The 22,359-nt window shown below is 57.9% G+C and carries 21 protein-coding genes and 1 pseudogene; 12 read left to right on the forward strand and 10 right to left on the reverse strand.

Features of this window, described 5'->3' with window-relative positions; all coding sequences use genetic code 11:
• Window positions 1-303 (forward strand): XRE family transcriptional regulator (locus tag WNZ15_RS15070; RefSeq protein WP_342893824.1); only part of this gene is annotated, 303 nt, incomplete at its 5' end.
• 130 nt (window positions 304-433) lie between these two features.
• Here WNZ15_RS15070 and WNZ15_RS15075 read toward each other — a convergent pair.
• Window positions 434-1,674: pseudogene (locus WNZ15_RS15075) on the reverse strand (site-specific integrase).
• 173 nt (window positions 1,675-1,847) lie between these two features.
• On the opposite strand from WNZ15_RS15075, the gene WNZ15_RS15080 reads away from it, so the two are divergent.
• Window positions 1,848-2,195, forward strand: a complete 348-nt coding sequence (locus tag WNZ15_RS15080) for a hypothetical protein (protein WP_342893825.1) — start codon at window positions 1,848-1,850, stop codon at window positions 2,193-2,195.
• Between the two features lie 41 nt (window positions 2,196-2,236).
• The gene (locus tag WNZ15_RS15085; protein ID WP_342893826.1) at window positions 2,237-2,995 is read left to right on the forward strand and encodes a DUF1612 domain-containing protein; all 759 of its coding nucleotides are present in this window, start codon (window positions 2,237-2,239) and stop codon (window positions 2,993-2,995) included.
• 55 nt (window positions 2,996-3,050) lie between these two features.
• On the opposite strand, the gene WNZ15_RS15090 is transcribed toward WNZ15_RS15085, so the two are convergent.
• The 5 genes from WNZ15_RS15090 to WNZ15_RS15110 all read right to left on the reverse strand — a co-directional run bounded on the left by WNZ15_RS15090 (window position 3,051) and on the right by WNZ15_RS15110 (window position 7,326).
• A complete protein-coding gene (locus tag WNZ15_RS15090; RefSeq protein ID WP_342893827.1) occupies window positions 3,051-3,440 on the reverse strand; it encodes a WGR domain-containing protein in 390 nt (129 codons plus the stop codon).
• Between the two features lies 1 nt (window position 3,441).
• Window positions 3,442-4,083 (reverse strand): LysE family translocator, encoded by a 642-nt coding sequence (locus WNZ15_RS15095; protein WP_342893828.1) that lies wholly within the window; start codon window positions 4,081-4,083, stop codon window positions 3,442-3,444.
• Window positions 4,084-4,271: 188 nt separating this feature from the next.
• Window positions 4,272-5,228, reverse strand: a complete 957-nt coding sequence (locus WNZ15_RS15100; RefSeq protein ID WP_342893829.1) for a hypothetical protein — start codon at window positions 5,226-5,228, stop codon at window positions 4,272-4,274.
• 233 nt (window positions 5,229-5,461) lie between these two features.
• Window positions 5,462-6,538, reverse strand: a complete 1,077-nt coding sequence (locus WNZ15_RS15105; protein WP_342893830.1) for an iron-containing alcohol dehydrogenase — start codon at window positions 6,536-6,538, stop codon at window positions 5,462-5,464.
• An 11-nt stretch (window positions 6,539-6,549) separates the two neighbouring features.
• Entirely contained in the window at window positions 6,550-7,326 is a 777-nt protein-coding gene (locus tag WNZ15_RS15110; protein WP_342893831.1) for a phytanoyl-CoA dioxygenase family protein, read from the reverse strand.
• 185 nt (window positions 7,327-7,511) lie between these two features.
• On the opposite strand from WNZ15_RS15110, the gene WNZ15_RS15115 reads away from it, so the two are divergent.
• Genes WNZ15_RS15115 through WNZ15_RS15130 form a run of 4 tightly spaced genes read left to right on the forward strand, consistent with a single transcriptional unit; the run spans window position 7,512 to window position 12,145 of the window.
• Window positions 7,512-8,129, forward strand: coding sequence for a CDP-alcohol phosphatidyltransferase family protein (locus WNZ15_RS15115; protein WP_342894358.1), 618 nt, complete (start codon window positions 7,512-7,514; stop codon window positions 8,127-8,129).
• A 9-nt stretch (window positions 8,130-8,138) separates the two neighbouring features.
• Window positions 8,139-9,719 carry a radical SAM protein gene (locus WNZ15_RS15120; protein ID WP_342893832.1) on the forward strand — a complete coding sequence of 527 codons (1,581 nt, stop codon included), beginning with the start codon at window positions 8,139-8,141 and terminating at the stop codon, window positions 9,717-9,719.
• Entirely contained in the window at window positions 9,628-11,031 is a 1,404-nt protein-coding gene (locus WNZ15_RS15125) for an isocitrate lyase/phosphoenolpyruvate mutase family protein (RefSeq protein WP_342893833.1), read from the forward strand. The genes WNZ15_RS15120 and WNZ15_RS15125 overlap by 92 nt, the downstream gene beginning before the upstream one ends.
• A 1-nt stretch (window position 11,032) precedes the next feature.
• Complete coding sequence (locus WNZ15_RS15130) at window positions 11,033-12,145, forward strand: thiamine pyrophosphate-dependent enzyme (protein ID WP_342893834.1); 1,113 nt, start codon at window positions 11,033-11,035, stop codon at window positions 12,143-12,145.
• Here the strand turns inward: WNZ15_RS15130 and WNZ15_RS15135 are convergent.
• The 3 genes from WNZ15_RS15135 to WNZ15_RS15145 all read right to left on the reverse strand — a co-directional run bounded on the left by WNZ15_RS15135 (window position 12,135) and on the right by WNZ15_RS15145 (window position 15,750).
• The gene (locus WNZ15_RS15135; protein ID WP_342893835.1) at window positions 12,135-13,424 is read right to left on the reverse strand and encodes an ATP-grasp domain-containing protein; all 1,290 of its coding nucleotides are present in this window, start codon (window positions 13,422-13,424) and stop codon (window positions 12,135-12,137) included. The two genes, WNZ15_RS15130 and WNZ15_RS15135, sit on opposite strands and share 11 nt — an antisense overlap.
• 371 nt (window positions 13,425-13,795) lie before the next feature.
• Window positions 13,796-14,770 carry an oligopeptide/dipeptide ABC transporter ATP-binding protein gene (locus tag WNZ15_RS15140; RefSeq protein WP_342893836.1) on the reverse strand — a complete coding sequence of 325 codons (975 nt, stop codon included), beginning with the start codon at window positions 14,768-14,770 and terminating at the stop codon, window positions 13,796-13,798.
• On the reverse strand, window positions 14,767-15,750 hold the full coding sequence (locus WNZ15_RS15145; protein WP_342893837.1) for an ABC transporter ATP-binding protein: 984 nt from the start codon (window positions 15,748-15,750) through the stop codon (window positions 14,767-14,769). The genes WNZ15_RS15140 and WNZ15_RS15145 overlap by 4 nt, the downstream gene beginning before the upstream one ends.
• Before the next feature lie 159 nt (window positions 15,751-15,909).
• Between WNZ15_RS15145 and WNZ15_RS15150 the strand changes: the two genes are divergently transcribed.
• The 5 genes from WNZ15_RS15150 to WNZ15_RS15170 all read left to right on the forward strand — a co-directional run bounded on the left by WNZ15_RS15150 (window position 15,910) and on the right by WNZ15_RS15170 (window position 21,078).
• Window positions 15,910-17,421 carry an ABC transporter substrate-binding protein gene (locus WNZ15_RS15150; RefSeq protein WP_342893838.1) on the forward strand — a complete coding sequence of 504 codons (1,512 nt, stop codon included), beginning with the start codon at window positions 15,910-15,912 and terminating at the stop codon, window positions 17,419-17,421.
• A gap of 90 nt (window positions 17,422-17,511) precedes the next feature.
• Window positions 17,512-18,465 (forward strand): ABC transporter permease, encoded by a 954-nt coding sequence (locus WNZ15_RS15155; protein ID WP_342893839.1) that lies wholly within the window; start codon window positions 17,512-17,514, stop codon window positions 18,463-18,465.
• Window positions 18,462-19,304 carry an ABC transporter permease gene (locus WNZ15_RS15160; RefSeq protein WP_342893840.1) on the forward strand — a complete coding sequence of 281 codons (843 nt, stop codon included), beginning with the start codon at window positions 18,462-18,464 and terminating at the stop codon, window positions 19,302-19,304. Before WNZ15_RS15155 ends, WNZ15_RS15160 begins: the two co-directional genes overlap by 4 nt.
• A 105-nt stretch (window positions 19,305-19,409) precedes the next feature.
• The gene (locus WNZ15_RS15165; RefSeq protein WP_342893841.1) at window positions 19,410-19,646 is read left to right on the forward strand and encodes a hypothetical protein; all 237 of its coding nucleotides are present in this window, start codon (window positions 19,410-19,412) and stop codon (window positions 19,644-19,646) included.
• A gap of 88 nt (window positions 19,647-19,734) precedes the next feature.
• A complete protein-coding gene (locus WNZ15_RS15170; RefSeq protein WP_342893842.1) occupies window positions 19,735-21,078 on the forward strand; it encodes a ThiF family adenylyltransferase in 1,344 nt (447 codons plus the stop codon).
• Between the two features lie 233 nt (window positions 21,079-21,311).
• Here the strand turns inward: WNZ15_RS15170 and WNZ15_RS15175 are convergent, their stop codons facing one another.
• Window positions 21,312-22,343 carry a hypothetical protein gene (locus WNZ15_RS15175; protein ID WP_342893843.1) on the reverse strand — a complete coding sequence of 344 codons (1,032 nt, stop codon included), beginning with the start codon at window positions 22,341-22,343 and terminating at the stop codon, window positions 21,312-21,314.
• Window positions 22,344-22,359: the final 16 nt, after the last annotated feature.

Genomic DNA, 22,359 nt, shown 5'->3' on the forward strand with positions numbered 1-22,359 from the left:
GAAATTGCTCGTGCCCATCATGGCCTCCTTGCCTCAAATTTAGGAAAGAAGGCGTCTACAAATCTAGGGGCTATTCAAGCAAAAGAGCTCACACAAGTGCAACTCGCAAAGACGCTGGGAATTCGGCAAGCCACTGTTGCGCAGATGGAAAAGCGGAGCGATCTGATGCTGTCAACGTTGCGAAGCTACGTCGAGGCAATGGGCGGAAAGCTCAAGCTGTCGGTGGAATTTCCGAACCATGAAGCTTTGGTTCTCACTGGCTTGGGGGATACGGAAGACTTGAAAGCGGCAAAGGAAGCCTGACAAGTTTCATTTTGGTTGCTGAGCCGTGTGGAAAGTGTGCGCCCGCATATCTGCCTCGTCCCCGGCGGATGCACCCACCGGCCTATAAGCTCCTTGTCTGGTCGCATTGCAATCACACATCTTTATCCGCTCACCCCAGCATTCTGGCAGACCGCCTTCGGCTTCGGCCGGCATCATTGTAATAGGACGATGCCTGGGCGAGGGAGCGGTGGCGGGACTGCTGCATGGCATCCTGAATGGGAATCGCGCGGTTCGCGGCCTCTGTCAGGAAGCCGGAGCGCAAGCCATGGGCACTGAAGTCCTCAGGGTTCAGCCCGGCGCGGATACAGCGGGCCTTGACGATCGTATTAACCGACTGGGGTGTCAGATTTCTGGTCTTGACGTTGCCCCAGCGGTCGATCGCCCGGAACACGGGTCCTTCGGAAATTCGCGCCGCATCCAGCCAGATCTCGAGGGCCTCGACGGGCCGGCCGATCAAATGCACCGCGTTGTCGTGGGAAGAATCCTCCGTCTTGGTGCGGCCGAGCCGCAGGCTGGCGGCTGCAGCAGGTCGCTGCCCGGATCGTTCGGATCCGCGGGCAGGGGATCCTCCGAGGCGATCTGGGTCAGCCGCAAGCCGGACAATTCCGAGCGCCGCCGGCCGCCGGAGGCAAAGCCGACGAGCAGCAGTGCCTTGTCGCGCAAATCGACGAGGCAGGGCGCGGCATAGTCCATGCCGTCGCAAGTCGCCAAAAGGCGTTCCAGGAGATCGGCCGTCAGTGCCTTTCGGCTCTTTCTGGCTTTGGGCTGGTCGGCGACGCGGATGGCAAGGCGCAGGGCCGAGCGCACGTCGGGTGCGGAGAAGTCTCCTTGAACCCCGCGCCAGCGATGCAGCGTCGACCAGGAGGCCAGCCGCCTCTGCACCGTTGAGACAGCATGCGGGGGCCGGAGGCCCACCGTATTTTTTGGAATTCTGAGGAGCTTTTGGTCTTCCAGGGTGCCGGCAACGTCCTCGGGCATGCCGTGAGACGGGTCAGACCTTTTTTTGTCGGGGTCCCACAGGTGATGGGCAATGAACTTCAGGATCAACGGCACCGGGGCAGGCCAGGGGAGGTGCTCACCGGTTGCCGCAACGCACCAGCCTTCCAGATAGGAACAATCGGAGGTGAGGGCCTTGAGGGAATTTTCGCCGATGCCTTCGCTTGCCAGATGACGCAGAGTGGCGATGTCCTCCTCGCCGAGCAAGGCAGCCAGCTGGTCGGTGCGCTCCGGCCCGGCGAGCGCCGGCAGGATGGCAGCGAGCGCATCAAGGGATTCTATCTTTTCGTTCAGAGCCGCATCGCAAACGGCGCCCGGGTCGACCTCGGGGGCGATCAGGGGGCTTTCAGTCATGGGCTATCGGGCTCCTCCGGGAGTGTCATAGCCCGATTTTTAACATGCGGCATTCAAAACATCTAATCATCGATAATAGTTACTTATCATTGGCTAGAAAGGCACATGATGAGGTATCCAAGTAATGAATTTTTTCTGCTTGTTACTTATCGTTGTCGAAGTATCATCAGCCGATGTCAACACCTTATGACCTCCGCAAGCTCCTGAAGTCTCTCAGCTGGCTCGATCTCGCAGACCCGCTCGATCGCGCCGGCCGCGCCCTGGCGCGGGCTGACGAACGGCTGCGGCGCACGCCCTCGCTTAACGATGGCGTGCGCAGCCGCTCGCACCTGTTCGACACCTGCGCCTCCATGGCGCTCGACGGCGACCTGGTGCATTTGGAGGATCTGGTGCTGCACGACGCCGGCACCGACCGGCGCGCCCCGACCCACGAACTGACACGGGCAGCCAGACTTCTGGCGCTGCGTCGCCGCATCGACCGGCAGCCTCCGAAAAATTCCTCAGCCGCAATGGCCTTCTGATCCTGATCGGCCGGCAGGCGGACAGATTTGAGGATGAAGATATGCGGGTCCGCTTGGTGGGGCAGGGGAGGAAGCTCTCCACACAAGCGGAAGACGACGTGGAACAGGAAAAGAATTTGCTCGCCGAGATCGACACCGTCCTGGAACGCTCCCGGCAGCTGGCGCAAGGAACCGTCCCGGCGTCACACCTTTCGACGTCCCGAAATGCCGTCAATCCTCAATCTCACAACACGGAACTATCCGATCGGCACGACCACCTGGACGCCTGGCTAGCCGTCCTGACCGAGGCCGGAACGCTGAAATTACCACCGGTTTTGACTTCCGCGATATTGCTCGATGCTTGGCAGTTGCTGCAGCCGTTGGATGGATGGCCGGAACTCGGCCGCCTCCTGTCGGCCGCCTATCTGAAAATGGAGGTGGCGACGTCCCATCTGCCGGTCCTGTCCGCGGGCCTTCGAAAATCGCCGATCCGCTGGCGCCGAAAAGACCCGTTCCAGACACGTGTCTCCGGCCTCCTGATCGGTTTCGAAACCGCCGCCCGAGAAACCATGGACCAGTTGGATCGGCTATCGATTGCCCAGGGACAATTGGCACGACATTGCCAGTCTTGCCGAAGCCACTCCAGGCTTCCGGAGTTTGCTCAGATGTTCCTGGAAAGCCCCTTGGTGACCATTCCCATGGCCCGCCAGAACCTCGGCGTTACCGCCGCCGCCGTCGACCGCAAGATCCGGCAGCTCGGCACCGCGCTTCAGCGCGAGCTCACCGGCCGTAACAGATACAGGGCCTGGGGGATTCTGTAACGGGTCTCATGCGGTGGGGAGGTAGCGCCAATAGGCCTGGGACCAGGTCACCGTCTCAAGCCGGACGGTAGCTGCGCATGTGTTTTTGGGCTGCCAACTTATGCTGGTGTGCCTGCGCTGACAACGCATCCGCGAAGAGATCCAGGCGAGACCGGCCCAATGTTCCCACACGCCCCCAAGTCCGGCGCACAGCAAATTCGCCGAACAAGCTTGGCTCCACCGATAGGTGATAGTACCGGTTCATATTCCGGTCGGGATCCACGCGTTTGAGGAGAATAGAGGCGTCACCAGGTTGCATGGCACCAGTGTCGCGGATCTCCAAAAGGCGGTCCAATGAATGATTGGACTCGAAGTTCGCGAAAGGATTCAAAGAGTTGATAGAACCATATTTTCTCGACGAGATATATGCACAACGCAGCAACACTTTAATGACGCTGTTCTTCAATTTATTGCTTCGAAACAAGAACCCCCGCACCCAAGATCACGAAAGCTCCCCCGGTAAACCTTTCCAGCAACTGCCGTGCTTTTGGTCGTACCAACCTATGTCGCAAACTTGACGCAGCAACGGCATACGATCCGTGAACAACAAGTACGATCAGGAGAAGCGTTGCAAACAATACGGCGAATTGCGGTGCAAGCGTCGAAGAGCGATCCAGAAACTGCGGAAAAATGGCCGACAGGAACAGGACTGACTTTGGGTTCGAGGCGGACACTATAAAGGCCTGTCGCATCAGCGTGATGGGAGCAGGAGCCTTGCGGCGTGTCTCTGCGTTGCTCACGAAGTCCGAAATACTGGCCGACGCTAAGCTCCCTCGAATGATCTTGACGCCCATCAAAATCAAATACATTGCACCGACCGTTTTCATGATTGCGTAGAGCACTGGTTGAGCCTGCAGAATGGCTCCGATGCCAAGGGCAGCCAGGCAGGCCACCAGAAACAAGCAAACAAGGTTTCCCGCGACGGTCCATATCGCATTCTGCCAGCCATACCGAAGGCTATGCGTCATGACGATCAGCACATTGGGACCGGGAGAGATTGCCGCAACCAATACGGCGGCAACGTATAAGGGCCAAGTCTCAAGTGTCATCGAAATGATCCGGTTATGGCTTTTAGCTGGCCCGTTCCGGGCATGGGAAAGACAGGGTCGGCTTGGTTCGATGGACGCGCCCAACCTTCAAACCTATCCGGAAAATTCTTCTGGCCGTGACCCGTTTCTCAAGTCTTTGCAACCCGGCTGGGTTACCTGGCATTTGCCGCCCTGGCCCATTGTCAGGGTCAATTTGGCGGCATCGTCGACGGCTGCATCGATCTGCGTGGACGCGCATACATCATTGAAGCGATGAAGCCCGTGGCGAATATCACGGCGGTAGCCGGGTATCCGAACGTTTCGGCGATTGCTCCGCCGAGCAAACCTGCGGAGAACATGCCGATATTGATCATCAGGAACTGGAACGCGAACACTTCCGTCGACCTGTCATGATCGGCGGCTTGAACCACGGACGCCTGGAAAAACAGGAACACGTATTCAAAAACGAAAATGAGGATCGCGTAGACGACGAAGCCGGACAGCGGCTCCCAGGTTTGCGAAACCCCGATGAGCGCCAAAAAGACCACCGTGCTTGCCGGAAGCACAAACCGCGTCACCTCCAGTTTTCTGTCGATCAGCATATAGAACAGGGCGCCGGCAATGGTGACGGCTGCCACCAATGACTGAAGCAGACCGACCACGGATTCGTCGCCCGACCATTGATCGACAGGCAAGCCGACCCTCGCAACATTATGAAAGCCTTGCACGAGGGCGCAGACACCAAGCAGGCCCACGAGCGCCCTTGCCAGGGGAATGTTCGTCGTCACATGGGACCAGACACTCCTGAGTTGTGAGGCTGTGGACGAGGATGGTGGAATCGATGTCTTGAGATCTTCACGGGGAAGGGACGCCGTGACAAGCAGTGAGGCGAACAGGAACACCAGGGTGCAAAGCGGTAGCAAAACGCCTGAGAACCCGGCGAATGTCGTCGCGAACACCACACCTCCGAGCGCACCTCCGATGAACTGACCGGTGGCGCTGAACGAGTTGACTTGGCCGATTAGTCGCGGTCGGACAAACCGTTTGATGATTATCAGCCGTGCAATCTTGATGACCGACTCGGCGGTGCCCACGACAACGGCGAGGAAGAACGGACCATAGACATTCATATCCAACAGCAGGACGGCCTGAAATCCGATGATCACGCATAAGGCGAAGCCGACGATCTTTCGCGCTGCGTACAATTTGAACAACCGGTTGATGTAGCCGAAACCAAAGATCGGCCCGATCCATTGAAGGCTGAATATGGCGCTTGCCAGAAAGACGGATCCGTATTGCTGCATGACCGAGTAGCTGCACCAGACATATATCGAGACCGTGGCCGTGATGGTGAGCACGTTTATGAACCAGAGCTTGATTGCGACGGATCGGTCTCCCATCACCCCCCCCCCATCATTGCCGAAAGGTCCCCTGGAGTGATGGGGACCATGGCATTGCTCAAGCGCTCCATGTTGACAGCTTCCACCATCTCGGCCCCATGCAGCCGCCGGAGCTCGTCAAATCTTCCACGCAGCGTGCTGTCCACGCTGCTTACGAGGCCTTCCCACTTTTCCAAAGGTCTTCCATGACCAAACGAGGACAGGGTCGACTTGGCCGCCTCCTGCTCCTGCAGCCAACGCAAGTAAGGGCTCATGGTGGTGGCGACCGCTAGACCGTGCGGGACGCCGTACTTGCTTGAAAGCAAGTAGGACAAAGCATGCGGGACCGTCGTGCGCGTGATCGCGATGGCTCTGCCCGCCAGGTTGGCCGCCCTGACCATGCGCCGCTCGGCCACATCGTCTCCATCAATCGCACCGGGGAGCGCTGAACAGGACAGCATGAGTGAGCGGACGGCAAGCTGTTCGCTTTCGGCACAGCGTCGCTTCGAGAGCAGCGATTCAATCCCTTGGCAGACAGCATCCAGTCCCGCCGCAATTTTCACGTTGCGGCTGGCCGATTGACAAAATCTGTGGTCAAGAACTGCGACTTCAGGCAGGAGACGCGGCACGTCAACGGATTTCTTCGAACCACCGACATAGAGGACGGAAAAAGGCGTGGCTTCCGCGCCGGAGCCGAATGTCGTGGGCACCGCCAGCAAGGGAATTTTGCCGGTCGTGTCTTCGGCGCGCCGCACATGTAGCAGTAGCTCCTGATGCGTGCCGGCCCAAAGCGAAACCAGCTTGGCAAGATCCAGAACCTTGCCGCCGCCGACCGCAACGATGACCCCTGGCGTTTCTCCTTCGCACGCTCTGTGCCAGACTACATCATAGGCATCGGCCGTCGGCAGATCAGCCGTGATCTCGATGAACTCAACGTGCAATCCGGCATGATTGGCCAAAAAATCACGGGCAACCGACGCGGAAAACGACGTCCCGGTGATGATCACACATCGCCGATCGCGCGCGATGGCCGCGGCTTCATCGAGCATGGTCCATGGATTGGGGGCTCCCAAAACGAGTTTCTGACGGATTGTCATGGGGATTGCGACTAGAATGCGAATACGCGGAATTCAAACTCATTTCCGTTTCGCTTCTCGGCAAAACTGCGTTCTTTCTCGTCGTAATACGCGGACCGGATGTCTCCCTGCTTCACACGGGCGAACGTGAAGAGCAGGTGTACGGAATTCTGATCGCTCTGATTGTCCAGCGTCTTGTGCGGTGCCTCGCTGTCCAGCAACACCGCGTCCCCTTGTTCGGCCACGAGGGCGGTTGGCTTGAGCGCTTGAAAAACTTCTTCGCTCATACGACCTTTTTCATTGGAGAAGCGTCCGTCATTGTGTGCTCCGGAAACGACTTCGAACCCGCCGCGATATGGATCGGATGGATGCAGAAACAATCCGATCGAGACAAATCGATCGGCAAACTCCTCCCAGCCGGCAGCGGAATCCTGATGCGGCGCATAGCCCTTGCTGCCGGCGTAGCGGATGTTGACCTTGTCCTTGAAAAGCTGAACCGGGCCTCCCAGGAATGCTTCCGCATCCGCTACGATCCGTGCACCCAAGCCCGTCTTTTCTATCGTAGGTAGTGATTCCCACAGTCGTTCGATCCTCACCAGGCGCCGATCACCTTCATTGTCGGTTCCAAAAAAATACATGCATTTTTTGAATTTTTGGGGATTGTTCGACAAAATATCAATATCATTCAAAATAGATTTCGCTATTTCTCCATCAAAATAGTTTTTTAATTGAGTCCATCCAATATTTTTTGCATTTACAATTGATATTCCATCTGAGAATTTTTGATACTCTGCGGTATAGGCGGTCATTATGTTGTCTCCATACTATTTTTTTAGATAGATTTATTTTCTGTTGTCTTTGACCTGTTGGGCCCGCGGTCAAGCGTTGCCGAAATTTCGATTTATCAAACATGTAAAAAATATTGTTGCACTCGTCAATAAGTTGTGCTCGCTTAACGGGAGATTTTCATTTACAAAACCAAGGCGACATAACTTTGCCGGCTACATTCCTCACACGCTACGTCGACCGGGCGAACTCTCTGACCGCCGCGAATGCGGCTCTGGGTATACTTGCGATCAGCGCGGCTCTGGGAGGGTGGGTCTCCTTGGCGGCCACATTGATCGTCATTGCGGCAAGTCTCGACCACATCGATGGGTGGATCGCCCGGAGATACTGCGGCAATGACAGGGAAGCCCGACAGTTTGGAGGTCATCTCGATACGCTGGCGGATGTCGTCGATTTTTCACTTGCGCCGGTGATCCTGCTTCTGGCTGTTTCGGGCCTGACCTGGATCACGATTTCTGCTGCGGTGTTTTTCGTGCTGACCGGAATTGGGCGGCTCGCACATTTCGAAATCGTAGGGGCCGAGGGTGGTCGGCGATACATTGGTCTGCCCACAACATATGCCGCCTATCTCCTCTGCTTCCCCGTTGTCCTGACCGCGTTCGGTTTCCTGCCAGCGGAATTCCTGCCGGCTTTCTACGTGGTGGCCGGCGCATTGCAGATTGCGAATGCCACAATCATCAAGCCCCCCTATTTCATCACCGTGCTGTTTATGCCTGCAGCCTATCTCACGGCATTGGTCGTCGCGATATCACTGAAACAGGTTTGAGGAAGAAAAATGGTCGCCCGTGTCAATGACTTACGCCGCTTGTATGTCGATCCCAACGAAACTTCGAAGGTGAACTATACCGGGTTCCTGGAGAACACGACCAAACCGGAGCACCGAAAATATCAGCGTGTCATGCTGATTTCACCACCGGCCACCCTGTACAAGGGGGATCTGCCACGTTGCACATACCCGCTTGGTCCAGGCTATATTGCCGCGGTTCTCGAAAAGCATGGATATGACGTAGAGATCCTCGATTGCCTTGTCGAAGGCTATTACGAGTCCAGGCCCGTGGTCGACGACCCCAATTTTGTCACATACGGCATAAACCAGGATGAAATCGAACGGCGCATACGGGACTTCTCACCGGATGTGGTGGGTGTTTCGAGTATATTTTCCAACCAGTCGGACGCGGTCGCCGAGGTGTTTCGCGCAGCAAGGCGCGCTGCTCCCGATGCTGTCACGACAACTGGTGGTGCTCATGCCCGCTACTTTCCGCACAATTACATTGAGGATTTTGAACTGGACGCGGTGTTCCTGAGCGAATCCGAGGCTACGTTTCTGCAATACATGGAGCATCTGAACGGGAACCACCCGCTCGAGGCGATCGAGAGCATCATCGCAATCGATGCCGACAAGAACATGGTGGAAAGTTCGGGTATGGCGCTCATTCGCGACAAGCATCGCAACGCCAATGGGTTCTGGGCGGAAATCGACCACATTCCCTTTCCGGCCTGGCATCTCTACAACATGGAGGAGTATTTCCGGATCGGTGCCTATCAGTCGCCCTACACGGTCGGAGATCGTGTGGCGCAGATCTACACCAGCCGCGGCTGCACGGCAAAATGCACCTTCTGCACGACCACGAATTTCTGGGGCGGCAAGTTGCGGCGCCGGAGCCCGGAAAATGTCCTGGAAGAGCTTACGCAGCTCCAATCCGCTTATGGCATCAACGAGTTTCATATCCAGGACGACAACATCACCAATGACAAGAAACACGCCAAGTTTCTGTTTGAGCATCTGAAAGAGATGAATATGCCATGGTGCACGCCGCAGGGAACGGCGTTGTGGCGCATGGATGAAGAACTGCTTGAATTGATGGCGGAATCAGGATGTTACCAGGTCACCTTCGCCATCGAAAGCGGCGTGCAGCGCGTTCTCAACGATCTGATCAAGAAACCGCTGGATCTCGACAAAACGACACACCTGATCCGCCATGCGCGGTCTCTCGGCATGTCGACACACGGGTTCTTCATCATCGGCATGCCTCCAATGTTTGGCAATTCGGGAGAGACGGTGGAAGAAATGTGGGGGTCTTACCGGTTTGCCGAGGAAGCCGGATTCGACAGCGCCTCCTTTTTCACCGCGACGCCGATCGTCGGGTCCGTCCTCCTCTCGGAATGCCTGCGGCAGGATTTGATTGCCAAGGACACCCCACTTTACAGGATGTCCTACAAACAGGGGCTGATCGATGCGCCGGGCCTCTGGGAAGGCGCTGAAATTGCCGCTCTGGCCGCAAAATTCAACAAGGATTTCAACGCAACGAAAAAACGGGCCAGCGCCCGGAGAGATTGGACAGAATTACAATACTGAGGGAAACCAAGTGACTCAATCAATGGTCTACGTCGGAATGGTGGGCGACATGCTTCACGCCGGCCACATCAATATTGTCACCAAGGCCAGGGAACTCGGCCAAGTGATTGTCGGTGTCCTGACGGATGAGGCGGCCGCCAGCTACAAGCGCGTGCCGTTCATGAAGTACAAGGAGCGGGCGAAAGTCGTTGAAAACATTGCCGGCGTTGCCCGCGTGGTGCCTCAGGAAACCCTCAGCTACAAGCCGAACCTGCTTGAATACAAACCAAAATTCGTTGTTCACGGCGATGACTGGAAATTCGGAGACAAGGTATCCGTCGCGCGTCAGGAGGTTGTCGACACCCTGAAGGAATGGGGTGGGGAGTTGATTGAGGTACCTTATACGACGGGCGTGTCTTCGACGTTGTTTCATCAGGCGCTGGAAGAGCAGGGCGTCATGGCCAGAAACCGGCAGGCCCGGCTCCGCCATCTTTTCGAAGTCAAGGATTGCGTGCGGATCATTGAAGCGCATAGCGGTCTCGCCGCGCTGATTGCTTCCAGAACCAGAAGCTCGAACAAAACCTTTGATGCCCTGTGGCAAAGCAGCCTGACCGACGCCACTCTTCGCGGCAAGCCCGACATCGAGATTGTCGACAACGGATCCAGGCTGTCGACCATCAACGAGATCTTTGAAGCCTCGACTTTGCCCCTGATCTACGATGGCGACACGGGAGGCTTTCCGGAAAGAGTGCATCAACTTGCCCGTTCGCTCGATCGGGCAGGCGTTTCCGCGCTGTGCCTGGAGGACAAGACCGGCGTCAAGCGCAATTCGCTTTACGGACAGGAGGCTGGACAAAAGCAGGCCCCGATTGAGGTTTTCTGCGAGCGTATCCAAGCTGCAAAAGCCGCCTCGGGCGTCGGCGACATGATGTTCATCAGCAGGATCGAGAGCCTGATTCTCGGCGAAGGGCAGCACCGTGCGCTGGAACGAGCGGAGGCCTATCTGGATGCGGGGTCAGACGCCATCCTCATTCACTCCACTGCCAAGGATTCCTCCGAAGTTTCGGACTTCAGCCGCGAACTGAGACGGCAGGGTCATAACCAACCCTTGCTCGTCGTGCCGACCACCTTCGCGAACACACCGATCACTGAACTGGCAGACGCCGGCATCAACGGTGTCATCTATGCCAACCAGCTCTTGAGGGCTGCCTATCCCAACATGGTTCAGGTGGCTAAGGAAATCCTGGACTACGATTGCTGTCCTGACCAGATTTCGGCGCGTTACCTGGCGAGCACGAAGGATATTCTTGATCTCATTCCGGTACCCCGCTGACATGAGCCTTGTGGAGCTTCTGAAGGACACTGGACACAGGTTTGTGTCGGGAGTGCCTGACTCAACGCTGAAAGCGTTGTGCTTTGATCTGGCGTCGTGTGAGAAATTTTCGCATGTTCCTGCCGCGTCCGAGGGGGCAGCGGTGGCGATGGGCATCGGAAATTGGCTGGCAACGGCCGAACGACCGCTTGTCTACATGCAGAATTCGGGACTGCCTAACGGCCTAAATCCCTTGCTTTCCCTGTCTTCGACGGCCGCATTCGACGTACCCATGACGCTTGTCGTGGGCTGGCGGGGGAAGCCCGGTCACAGTGATGAACCCCAGCATCGCCTAGTCGGTGAGCATACGGCGCAATTGCTGCGAACCGCCGAATTCTTCATCGTGCAGATCGACAGGCCGCTCGATCAAGGGTTGAGCCACCAGATCCGCGAGGCCTTGAACGAGAAGAGCAGAGTGGCACTGCTGGTCAGCCCGGGAGTGAAACTCTCACTTGGAGCTCCAGCGCAACCTACGCCCGTCGTCAGTCCCCGCATCAGCAAAACAGCCCTTTTGTCGCTGCTGCTTGAGCTGCCGAAACAGAGCCACGTCCTTGTGGGAGGCATCGGCCACACGTCCCGGCAATTGCTGAAACTGCGCGGTGAACGAGGTGAAGATACATCCCTTGATTTTCATTGTGTCGGCGGGATGGGATTTGCCTCCAGTGTTGCAGCTGGCATCGCTCGGTCTTCGAAGTCTGCCCACGTCATTTGCCTTGACGGCGACGGCTCCTTTCTCATGCACGGAACCAGCGCGTCGGCGTTCGCTTCGACCGCAGGCGTGCGTCTCACGCATGTTGTGCTCGCAAATGGCGTGCATGCGTCGGTCGGTGGGCATCCTGTCTGTTCGGCCCAGATCGACTATGACGCGATCGCCAGGGGGGTTGGATATGACCGTGTCACAACAGGCACGTCCTTGGAGGTCATCAGATCGGCAGTCGAAGCGGGGCCAGACCTGCGGCGTCCGCAATTTTTGATCGCCCATGTGGACAATGGAGACGTGACAAGCCTGCCGAGACCGGCAATAGCCCTGCCGGAAGCCGCGCGCACCTTCCAGGAACTGAATTTCAAACACTGATCCTGGCAATCTTCATGTCCAGATAGTGTTCCAGCCTTTCGAGGAGTTCCGATGTGCACCGGAGCGCCTCCGCACCATCGGGCGCCCGAAGGGCAAGGAACCCCAAAATGCTGAAATTCCCCTGAAACCGGGGCAGTGTTTTGCCCGATGAAATTGCCAAGGTGTTTTTGGTGATCTGGTAGTTCGACAAAAGCGCCGTGACACGTTCCTCCGCATCGTCCGGCATTCTGCCTCCTTCAGGCGCGCCAACGGCAATCACCGCGCCGCCGCCATTGTCGAATACGGGCATGCGGTCGGGCTCAACCGCCTCCAAATGAAGATTGATCAACAGTTCGTAGGGATCCATCCCTGTCAATTGTTCGAATAGAATGGGCGCTATGCCGCCCATCATGCGCGGGTTGATTTCGACGAGTACAGGTCCTTCAGACCCCAGGATGAATTCTACATGATAGATCCCAACCTTTAGGCCGACGGCATTGAAGACGGACTGAAGATAGTCCTTCGTCTCGGCCTGAACGGTGGTGGACAACCCGGAAGGCATTGCAGCGGCGACTTCGATCAAGGGATCATGCACGGCGCGTTCTCTGCGTGCCGTGGTCAGAAGGTGAACCCTGCCTTCGACGGCCAGGATCTCGGCGGAGTAAAGCGGGCCGTCGATATAGGACTCAACGACAAATTCCGAACTCACAAAGCGTTCCATGCCGGGCGAAACCCTGGTGCTGGCCGAAGCGGCGTCGAAGAACCGCCGGAGGTCTGCTTCATCGCGGACAATTGCGGAGGCTTCTTTCGCGACCCCGCGGGTGGGTTTTATGACGGCCGGGAAACCGACCGTCCTCAGGGCCCGTTGCGCGCTGTCAAAGTCAGATGCCTTCGCAAATCGCGTCGAACGGATGCCGTGTTCGGCAAGCACTTCACGGCACCTGCTTTTGTAGACCGCCTTGGCAAGCGCCTCCGGGTCATCATATCTGGTGTGGAATGTCCGGGCCATTTCAGCCGTCGGGATGACTGCCAGCTCAGACGTGGTCAATATCGCGTCGATGGGCTGCTCTTCGTGGATTTTTGCAATCGTCGCCTCAAGGCCGCTTTCGGCATTCGCGATGTGATGGATCTTGCCCCGGTCTCCAAGAAACGCACCGAGTTTGCTCATGGGCATTTTCATCATGGTGAGCAACGACAAGTCCTCCGGTACAATCAACGTCACCTGGTGCCCAAGTCGTTCGGCAGTTGTCAGGGCGTTCAGTCCGGTTGCGGAGCTGTCGATGAAACAAATGTGTGCCATTCGGCGTTTTTCCTTCAAAAATTGCTTTTGGTGTCCGAAAGACCAAACCGGCTATTCCGGGGACAATCACGGACCCAACATTGCACGCTGCACCATTTTCGAAGGTTGGTGAACAGCTATGTTGCAGCTACAGGTTTAAATTTCGTTGGGTGTGTCAAAACTGCAATCTTCCGGGGAAACAGGACCGGTTGACCAAGATTTGCAGCTCTTGAGCGTGAAACGGACGGAGGCGCGATCTGTCCTCATTCGGTCATTGGATGGCGGGACCAGCAGGTGAAGACCGGGCCGACACCTTTCAGGCATCACCGCGAAGGGACACGCGCCAAGCATTGAACACTGCGAGCCGAAATAGCGGGAAGAAAGCTTGTCGCTCAGGGCGTTGTCAGCGCGAAGTGACAGGCACAGGCGCGGTCTGGAAACGCGTCTCCGGGCACGTTCTTAAGCTCCGGTCGTTCCGACCGACATCGATCGCGAACCTCATAGCATCGCTGATGGAACAAGCAGCCGTTCGGACGGTTCGCTATATCGGGAACGTCGCCTTCCAGAACGATCCGTTTTTCAATTTGGTTCTTACTGATTGACTGGCCGGGAAGGTTGGGAATCGCGGACAGCAGAGCCTTCGTGTAGGGATGGGCTGGCGCGTCGAAAATGGCGGCCGTCTCGCCAAGTTCCACCAGTTTTCCGAAATACATGACGCCGATCCGGTCGCTGATATGCCGAACCACGGAGAGGTCGTGACTGATGAAAACGATCGACAGGCCGAGGTCGCGGCGCAGTTGCGAAAGCAGGTTGATGATTTGCGACTGGATCGAGACGTCAAGCGCGGAAACCGCTTCGTCCGCGATAATGATTTTGGGACTAACCGCAAGTGCGCGCGCGATCGCAATCCGCTGGCGCTGACCGCCGGAAAACTGGTGCGGGAGCCGCTTGGCCGCCGACTGGGGCAGGCCGACGAGATCAAGAAGCTCCCTTACGCGCTGTTCGCGGCCGGACATGCCATGGATCACCAGCGGCTCCGAAATGATGGTCCTGACGCTGTGGCGCGGATTGAGCGAACCGAAGGGGTCCTGAAAGACCATCTGTATTTCGGACCGCATCTTTTTGAGCGCCCGCCCGGATAGGGTTACCAGATCGGTTCCGTTGTACCATATCTCTCCGGCGGTCGGCGTATCGATCCGCATCAGGGAGCGACCCAACGTGCTTTTGCCGCAGCCCGATTCGCCGACGATGCCAAGAACCTCGCCCTGCGCCAGATCGAAGGACACACCATCGAGTGCGAGGACTTGCCCGTGTGAACGGGATGGATAATGCTTGACCAGATCGCGAACGGACAGAAGTGCGGTCATGTGGCGGGGTTCCAGCAGTATGCGCTGTGGTCGCCGCGCTGAACTTCGGGCGGTGCGCTGTCCCGGCATTTCGGCAGGGCGTGGCTGCACCGATCCGCGAAGGCGCACCCGGGCGGACGCTCGCCGGGAGGCGGCACCATGCCGGAAATTGCCGGAAGCAGCCCGCCGGGCCGGTTGGCCGCAGGAACAGTGCGGATCAGCGCTTCGGTGTAGCGGTGGAGCGGATTGGTGAACAGATCCCCAACTGGCCCTGTCTCGGCAATCCGCCCGGCATACATCACAACCGCCCGGTCACAGGTTTCCGCCACCACACCAAGGTCGTGCGTGACAAGAATACAGGCCATGCCGAAACGCTTGCGCATCGCGGTAATAAGTTCGAGAATCTGGGCCTGGATCGTTACATCAAGCGCCGTTGTCGGCTCATCGGCGATAAGGAGCGCTGGTTCGCAGGCAAGAGCGATCGCAATCATGACGCGCTGTCTCTGTCCGCCCGACAGCTGAAACGGATAGCGGGCGAGCTCCTCGTCCCGGGACGGCAGGCCAACCAGTTCGAGAAGCTTGCGGATTTCCTGTGTGCGCTCCCGGCTTCCCATGCCCCGGTGGGCTGCCAGAACTTCACCAATCTGCTCTCCGATGGTCATGATCGGATTAAGCGATGTCATGGGTTCCTGGAAAATCATCGAAATGCGATTGCCGCGAATTCGGTTGAGGGCCTTTTCGTCCAGTCCCGTCAGGTCCTCGCCGTCGAAGCGAATCTCTCCTTGTGTCACGCGGACCGCGTGGGAGGGCAGGAGGCCGAGAACGGACAGGGCAGTGACCGTCTTGCCGCATCCCGACTCTCCGAGCAGGCCGACCATCTCTCCTTCGCGCACGTCCAGGGTCAACCCTTCGACGAGTGAGGCGCTCGCCGTTTCCAGATGGAGTCCTTCAATTTGAAGTAGGGGGTGATTTTCACAACCGGAGTTTGCGGATACAGTCACAAGATAGGTCCTGCCTTACGGGTCGTTTTGCATCTTGTTTTACGAGCTTTGGTCAACTTGTACTAAATTGGTTCCATTGACAATGCCCTTTTGATGGTAAATGGTATTCATGTGGACTGCAATTTGATCAATTACGCTGGTAATGTTTGGGAGGTTCAGATGGTGACAATCGTTCGCAAAATGACTTTGGCTTGCAGCGTCGCGCTTGTCGGCCTTCTTTCCGCGCCTGTGCATGCCGAGCCACTTCAGATTGCAGTGGTAGGCTCTCCATCGGGGCTTGATCCGCACATCGTGACAGCCTTCACGTCCTTTCAAATCATTGACGGCACGATTTATGAAGGCCTGACGGCACTTGATGAAGAGCTGAACATCGTTCCGGGCCTTGCGACGGGATGGGACATTTCGGACGACAAGAAAACCTACACATTTACCCTGCGCGACGGTGTCAATTTCCATACCGGCGGGGCCATGACCTCCGAAGATGTGGCGGCAAGCCTCAACCGGGTGCTGAACAAGGAAACCGGGTCTCCGCTGGCAAGCCGTCTGGCGGCCGTCGAAAGCATCGAGACACCGGACGAAAACACGGTGGTGCTGAAGCTGTCGGCGCCCTCCGCGCCGCTCCTGTCTTCGCTGACATCGATTGCGGTGGTTCCGGCCAAATATGCCGGCGATACGGAAACGCTGCAAAGAACTCCGGACGGGACCGGACCGTTCAAGATGGCAGGCTGGAAGCCGAACGTTGCCATCGAGCTTGTCGCAAACACGGATTACTGGAACGACGCTGCGCCTAAACTGGATGGTGTCACCTACAACATCGTTCCGGAAACCGCGACACGACAGGTCGGCTTGAACAGCGGCCAGTATCAGATGCTGCCCAACATCGACGGCCTGACCGCAATGCAGTTCAAAGGGCGGCCCGGCATCAAGACGCAGGAAACGCTGGAGTTGGCTTACTCGCTCATCGGGATCAATGTCACACGCCCGCCGTTCGACAATCCGAAAGTGCGCGAAGCCATCAATTACGCAATCAACCGTGAAGACATCGTGGCCGCCGCCCTGTTCGGTGCAGGCGTCCCGGGTGGTCCTCTTTCACCGGCACTCACCAACTATGCGACGCCGATCAGCGAGTTTTCCTGTTTCACGACCAGCGCGGACAAGGGCAAGGAACTGATGGCGGAGGCGGGCATCGAAACGCCAGTCGAGGCAACCCTTCTCGTGCTGCCGCGCGACAGCACCAAGGCGATTGCGCAGGTCGTACAGCAGGCGCTCAAACCAATCGGTATCAATCTCAAGCTCGACATCCCCGAAATCGGACAATTTGTTCAGCAATGGAAGAATTCCGACTTCGACGCCTTCGTGTCGCTGAACTCAGGCACCATCGAACCGGATGACTATTTCTACCGCACGTTCCGTTCCGACGGATCCACCAACGTCTTCAAGTACTCCAATGCAAAACTTGACGGGTTGCTGGATGCCGGCCGGGAGGAAACCGACCCGGCGGGACGCAAGAAGATCTACAAGGAAGTTCAGTCCGAACTGGCTTGCGACGGACCGGTCATCTTCCTGACCTACGGCCAGATCTACACGGCCATGCGTGAGGATGTCGAAGGCTACAAGATCAGCCCCAACCGCTCGTTGCGATCCCTGGCAACAACCTATGTGGCCGACTAGGAAAACAACTTCCTTGGTACGAAAGGCGTGGCGCCTAAGGGCGCCACGCAGCGTCTCGTCCCGCATGAATGAGCGAACCGGGCAAAATCTATGACGATCCTTAGACGCTTGCGTGGCCGGCTGATTGATCTCCTCGTGGTGATCACTGGCGTCTCAATTCTGGTATTCGCCTTCATCCGGATGATACCCGGTGACGCCGTGGCCATCATGCTGGGTGCGAATGCGGAAGTTACCGAGGACCGTATCGAGGCCCTGAGGAACCGTCTCGGGCTGGATCTCCCGATCCATGAGCAATACTGGAACTGGCTAACCGGTGTTCTGCAAGGGGATTTCGGCGTTTCGATCTGGACCGGGCGACCGGTGATCGAGGAGATCGCCGGACACGTGTGGCCAACTCTTCAGCTCACGTTTCTGGCATTGCTGACGGCAATCGTTCTGGCAATTCCGCTCGGTATCCTGATGGCAAGAATCCGGGGAAGGCGCGGAGAAGCCTTTGTTCAGGCGGGCTCGGTGATTGGGCTGACAGTGCCGCCATTCTGGCTCGGAATCCTCATGATCCTGGTGCTCTCGACCCTGGCTCCCAGCCTTCAGCTGCTTGGATATGTCCCTTTTGGCGAGGATCCGCTGGGCAATTTGCAACGCCTGTTTCTCCCAGCCTTCGCACTCAGTCTCCCCATCCTGGCAAATCTGGCTCGCCTGTTGCGCTCGACCCTGCTGGAAGCCATGCAGCAGGATTACATCCGCACGGCAAGAGCGAAGGGGTTGCCGACCCGCCGCATTTTCTACAAGCACGCGTTGCGCAATGCCATCATTCCTTTCGTCACCAGTGTGGGCATCATGGCGGGCTACCTTCTGGGCGGGGCAATCGTCGTCGAGCAGGTCTTTGCGATCCCCGGACTGGGGCGCCTGATCCTTGGAGCAATTTCGGAGCGGAATTATCCGCTCCTGCAGGCCTCCATTCTACTCGTCACCTGTACCTTTGTTCTGGTGAATTTCACTGTGGATGTAATCTACACCCTTATCGATCCGAGGATCTCCGAATGAGCGGCGGCACACTCCTTCGCAGGGACCCACCCCGGATACGGTTTTCGCTCTACAACGTGTCCCTCGTCCTGGTCGTGCTGATTGCCATTGCGGCGATCTTTGCCCCGGTGCTCGCCCCTTACGACCCGCTCGGTCAGGACATATTGCAAAGACTGAAGGGGCCGACCGGCGCACATTGGCTTGGAACGGACGAACTCGGGCGCGATGTCTTGTCCCGGATCCTTTTCGGGCTGCGTTCCTCTTTGACCATTTCAGCCGGAGCGGTTGCTGTCGCCCTGTTTTTCGGAAGCATTCTCGGGCTGCTTGCTGCTTACTACAAGGGCTGGGCCGACCGCATCATCATGCGTTTGATGGACGTCCTCTTTGCCTTTCCGGTCATGTTGCTGGCAATTGGCGTGATCGCCCTGCTCGGACCGGGTGGATTTCCGACGGCCATTGCGATCGCAATCGTCTACACGCCGATTTTCGCCCGCCTGCTGCGAGCTCCTGCTCTTGTCGTTGCGACCAGCGACTATGTCCTGAGTGCCCGTTCCATCGGCGCCTCCGACCTCAGGATCATCGTCTTCCACATTCTTCCCAATATTGCGAGCGTCATTCTTGTGCAGGTCAGCCTGCTTCTGTCCTCCGCCATTCTGGTGGAGGCGTCTTTGTCGTTTCTGGGACTGGGCACCCAGCCGCCGGTACCGTCGCTCGGAATGATGCTTTCGGAAGGACGCAATTTTCTTTTCCTCGCTCCGTGGCCGGCGGTCTTTTCCGGTCTCGCAATTCTGATCGTGGCATTCGCTCTCAATCTGTTCGGAGATGCATTGCGGGACGGACTGGACCCCCGTCTGAAGTAACGGCACGGCCGTTAGCGTGACCCGCCCGACCGGTTCGCAGGCTTTCCGGAACGGCGCGCAGCCCTGGCAACAGAACGCTGGGTCAACTCTGGAAGGAGGTAGCAGATGACAGATATGCTCGAAATCACAGTGAATCGGCGCCGCTTTGACACCAGGAATGGCGTGACTCAGGAAATGACCACCGCCGACATCGCCGGACTGGCCGGTGTTCCCGCGCAGAATGCCGTTGTCGAACAGGAAGGTGACCGCAACGAACTTGTTCTTGTGCCTTGCGACACCCGTCTGGAAATTACGACTGGAATGCACTTTCTCGTCACGCGTCACTTTGTGATGGGCGGATAGGAACGGTTCCGACCCCGCGTGCTGCAGCCAAATTCTCCGGGTGTCAGTGGCGGTCGTAATACACAAACCTTTCAGGAAAAGAGGCGGAATGTCTCCTAAAGTCATGGTGCGGCTCGGACGGCCGGAATTGAATGCCCTGACCGATTATCTTGCCGCAACGGCGCAAGGGCAGTCGTCGCTCTCCTTTCGTTTTGCCGAAAGCGTAGCGGCTGGTCAGCGGATCTATACCTGTGCCGGTCGGCAATGTGCGCCCGAGGCAGCGTTGCTCCACGGACAGGTTGATCTGGTCCCGGAGGAAACGTCATTCGAGGAGGTCTATGGCCGCTGGGGGCGCACCGAGGCGCCGCGCGAAGGGGACTTCACGGTCAGGCTGCTCGCTGCGTCGACACCCACGCAAATCATCGAAATTGCGAGCGAGGTCTGGAACGGTACGCGTTGGCAGGCGGTCGACGCGATTTTTCTGGAAGGAATGCCAGGAGCCCGGCTCTGGCTGAGCGGCAGCCGGCCGGCTGATCCGGAACTTCCACCAGAACGGGTGGCCCGGTTTACAAGTTCCTTTGGCGTTGAGGCCTATCAGCGCCTGCGCCGCTCGACGGCTGTGGTGATCGGTGCCGGGGGGACCGGGTCTGTCACAATCCCAACGCTTGCCCGGGCCGGGGTAGGCAGAATCGTGATCGTGGATTCAGACCACATCACACCCTCCAATCTGGAGCGCACCCATGCCTCATTTCCCGAGCATGTCGAAGCGGAAACCCTCAAAGCTGAACTTGCCCGGGACCATGTCCGAAACATCGATCCCGACATCGATGTGATTGCCTATGAAGGACGGCTGCCGCAACCCGAAATCGTCGCCGAAGTCATGAGTGCAGACATCTTGATCGGCTGCACCGACCAGCACACGAGCCGGATTACGCTCGCCGAAATGGCCCGGCGCTATCTCGTTCCCGCTATTGACTGCGGCGGCTTGATCGAAGGGGCGAACGGCCGCGTCACCGGACAGATCATTCAGCTTGTCGTGTTCCGGCCGGATGATCCCTGTCCGGTGTGCCGGGGAATGGTCGATCCCGTGCGGGTCCGGCAGGAGCTTATGTCACCGGGAGAGCGTCAGCGGATCAAGGATGCGGCCGGAGACGGAGATGTGCCGCCGGAAGCGCATGAAGTCCCACAGATCGACACGGTGGGCTACATCACGACCGTCAGCGGCACCCTGGCTGCGGGCTACGCCATCGGAATGCTTACCGGCCGGTTCGATCCCCCCTTCGAGCGCATGCAGATGAACCTGGTTGCCGATTGCCTGGATGTCACCAACCGTCCGCAAGGGCACAGTCCGGACTGCAACTGCCGAATGGTGCGCGGACTCGGAGACGGCGGTGCGGTGCAGGCACACTTTGCTGTGCCGGATCACTGGAAGCCGGCGCGTCTGCTGGATTAGGCCATCGTGACCAATTGCCGATTGGCAACACTGCGGGACAACGGGTGGTTTCCGCGTCTTGCGTCGTCAATCCGCTTGTGCCGGGCAGGCAGCCTGCTTGTCGCGCTTTTCCTTGCAGCTCTTCGTCGTTTGTGGAGCCATGCCTATCAGGGTTAGGAGGCCACATGCCCGAGGGTATGAGCGTCTTCCAAAATGATCGGAAGACGTCCGGGGCTTTGCGGCACCTGCTCCCGTCAATTCCTGCCGGCTGAAGCGTCCGTCATCTCCGCATCGAAACACTGCCTCAGGTACTTCAGGGACCTGCATTGCGCGTAGTTGTCCGCATAGTTGTCGCCCTTGCCCGGGTCCACTTCCAGAAGCAGAGTGGTTGGGGCACTGCCATTCGCCAGCTGTTCCGGCAGGGACTGAAACGGAAGATTGCCGGTTCCAAGCTCCAGTCCTTCCGATGTCAGCGACACCTGTGGCAGGTCTTGCGGGAAGGGGGCGGCCAGTAGGTGACTGTCGCTGATGTGCAGCCATGGCATGGACGCGTCCAGAAAATCAAACGGATGGAGCCGGTTGGCGCGGTCCAGGTCGTCCTGCGTTATTCCGGTAAAACGCGGGTCGGTATCAAGGTCCGACACGTCCGCCTTGAGCCGGTTAAACAGATTACAGGACAAGGTGGCATGCGCCACGTCTATGAACGGTTCCACATTCGCGATGGCGTTAGCGGCCATGTCGGCTCTGAAAGCGGCCACTTCCCAGGGAAAGAAGTGGTCGATGGGGCCGGCAAGGTAATCCCCTCGTTTGCAGGAAGCCAGAAAATAGAATCCCATGTTCTCCACCAGGAGCGTGATGCCTGGTGCCTGTCGGGCAAGGCTGCGTACCGCGGCGTTGAAGCCTTCTGCCGCCTCTACCCGGTTGCTGCGCGCGGGAGCATCGCCAAAGACCATGCCCCAGTAGCGATGCATCACGATCTTTTTGGCACCGCATCGGTCCGCAAATTCCAGGGTGACGGCGACCTGATCGTGGTCAAACGCCGCGCGCGTGACAAGGTTGACGTCCTGAAACGGAATATGGACTGTCAATTCAGCGCGCCCGAAGGTTTGCTGCAGTCGATTGAGGTTCGCAAGGCACTTTTCCCGGCCTGCCGAATCATAAAGATCGCGCGGCCCGAACGTATGAAGCTCAAGACGCAGAGGCAGCTTTTCGCGAGCCAGAAACCGTGCCCTGCCTTCGAGCTGCGCGTAGTCGATCACGGCCCCTTTGAGGGCGAAGGAAACCATTTCGTCGTCCTGTCGG

Origin of the sequence: Roseibium sp. AS2 (assembly GCF_038900065.1) — a bacterium.
Classification (GTDB): domain Bacteria; phylum Pseudomonadota; class Alphaproteobacteria; order Rhizobiales; family Stappiaceae; genus Roseibium.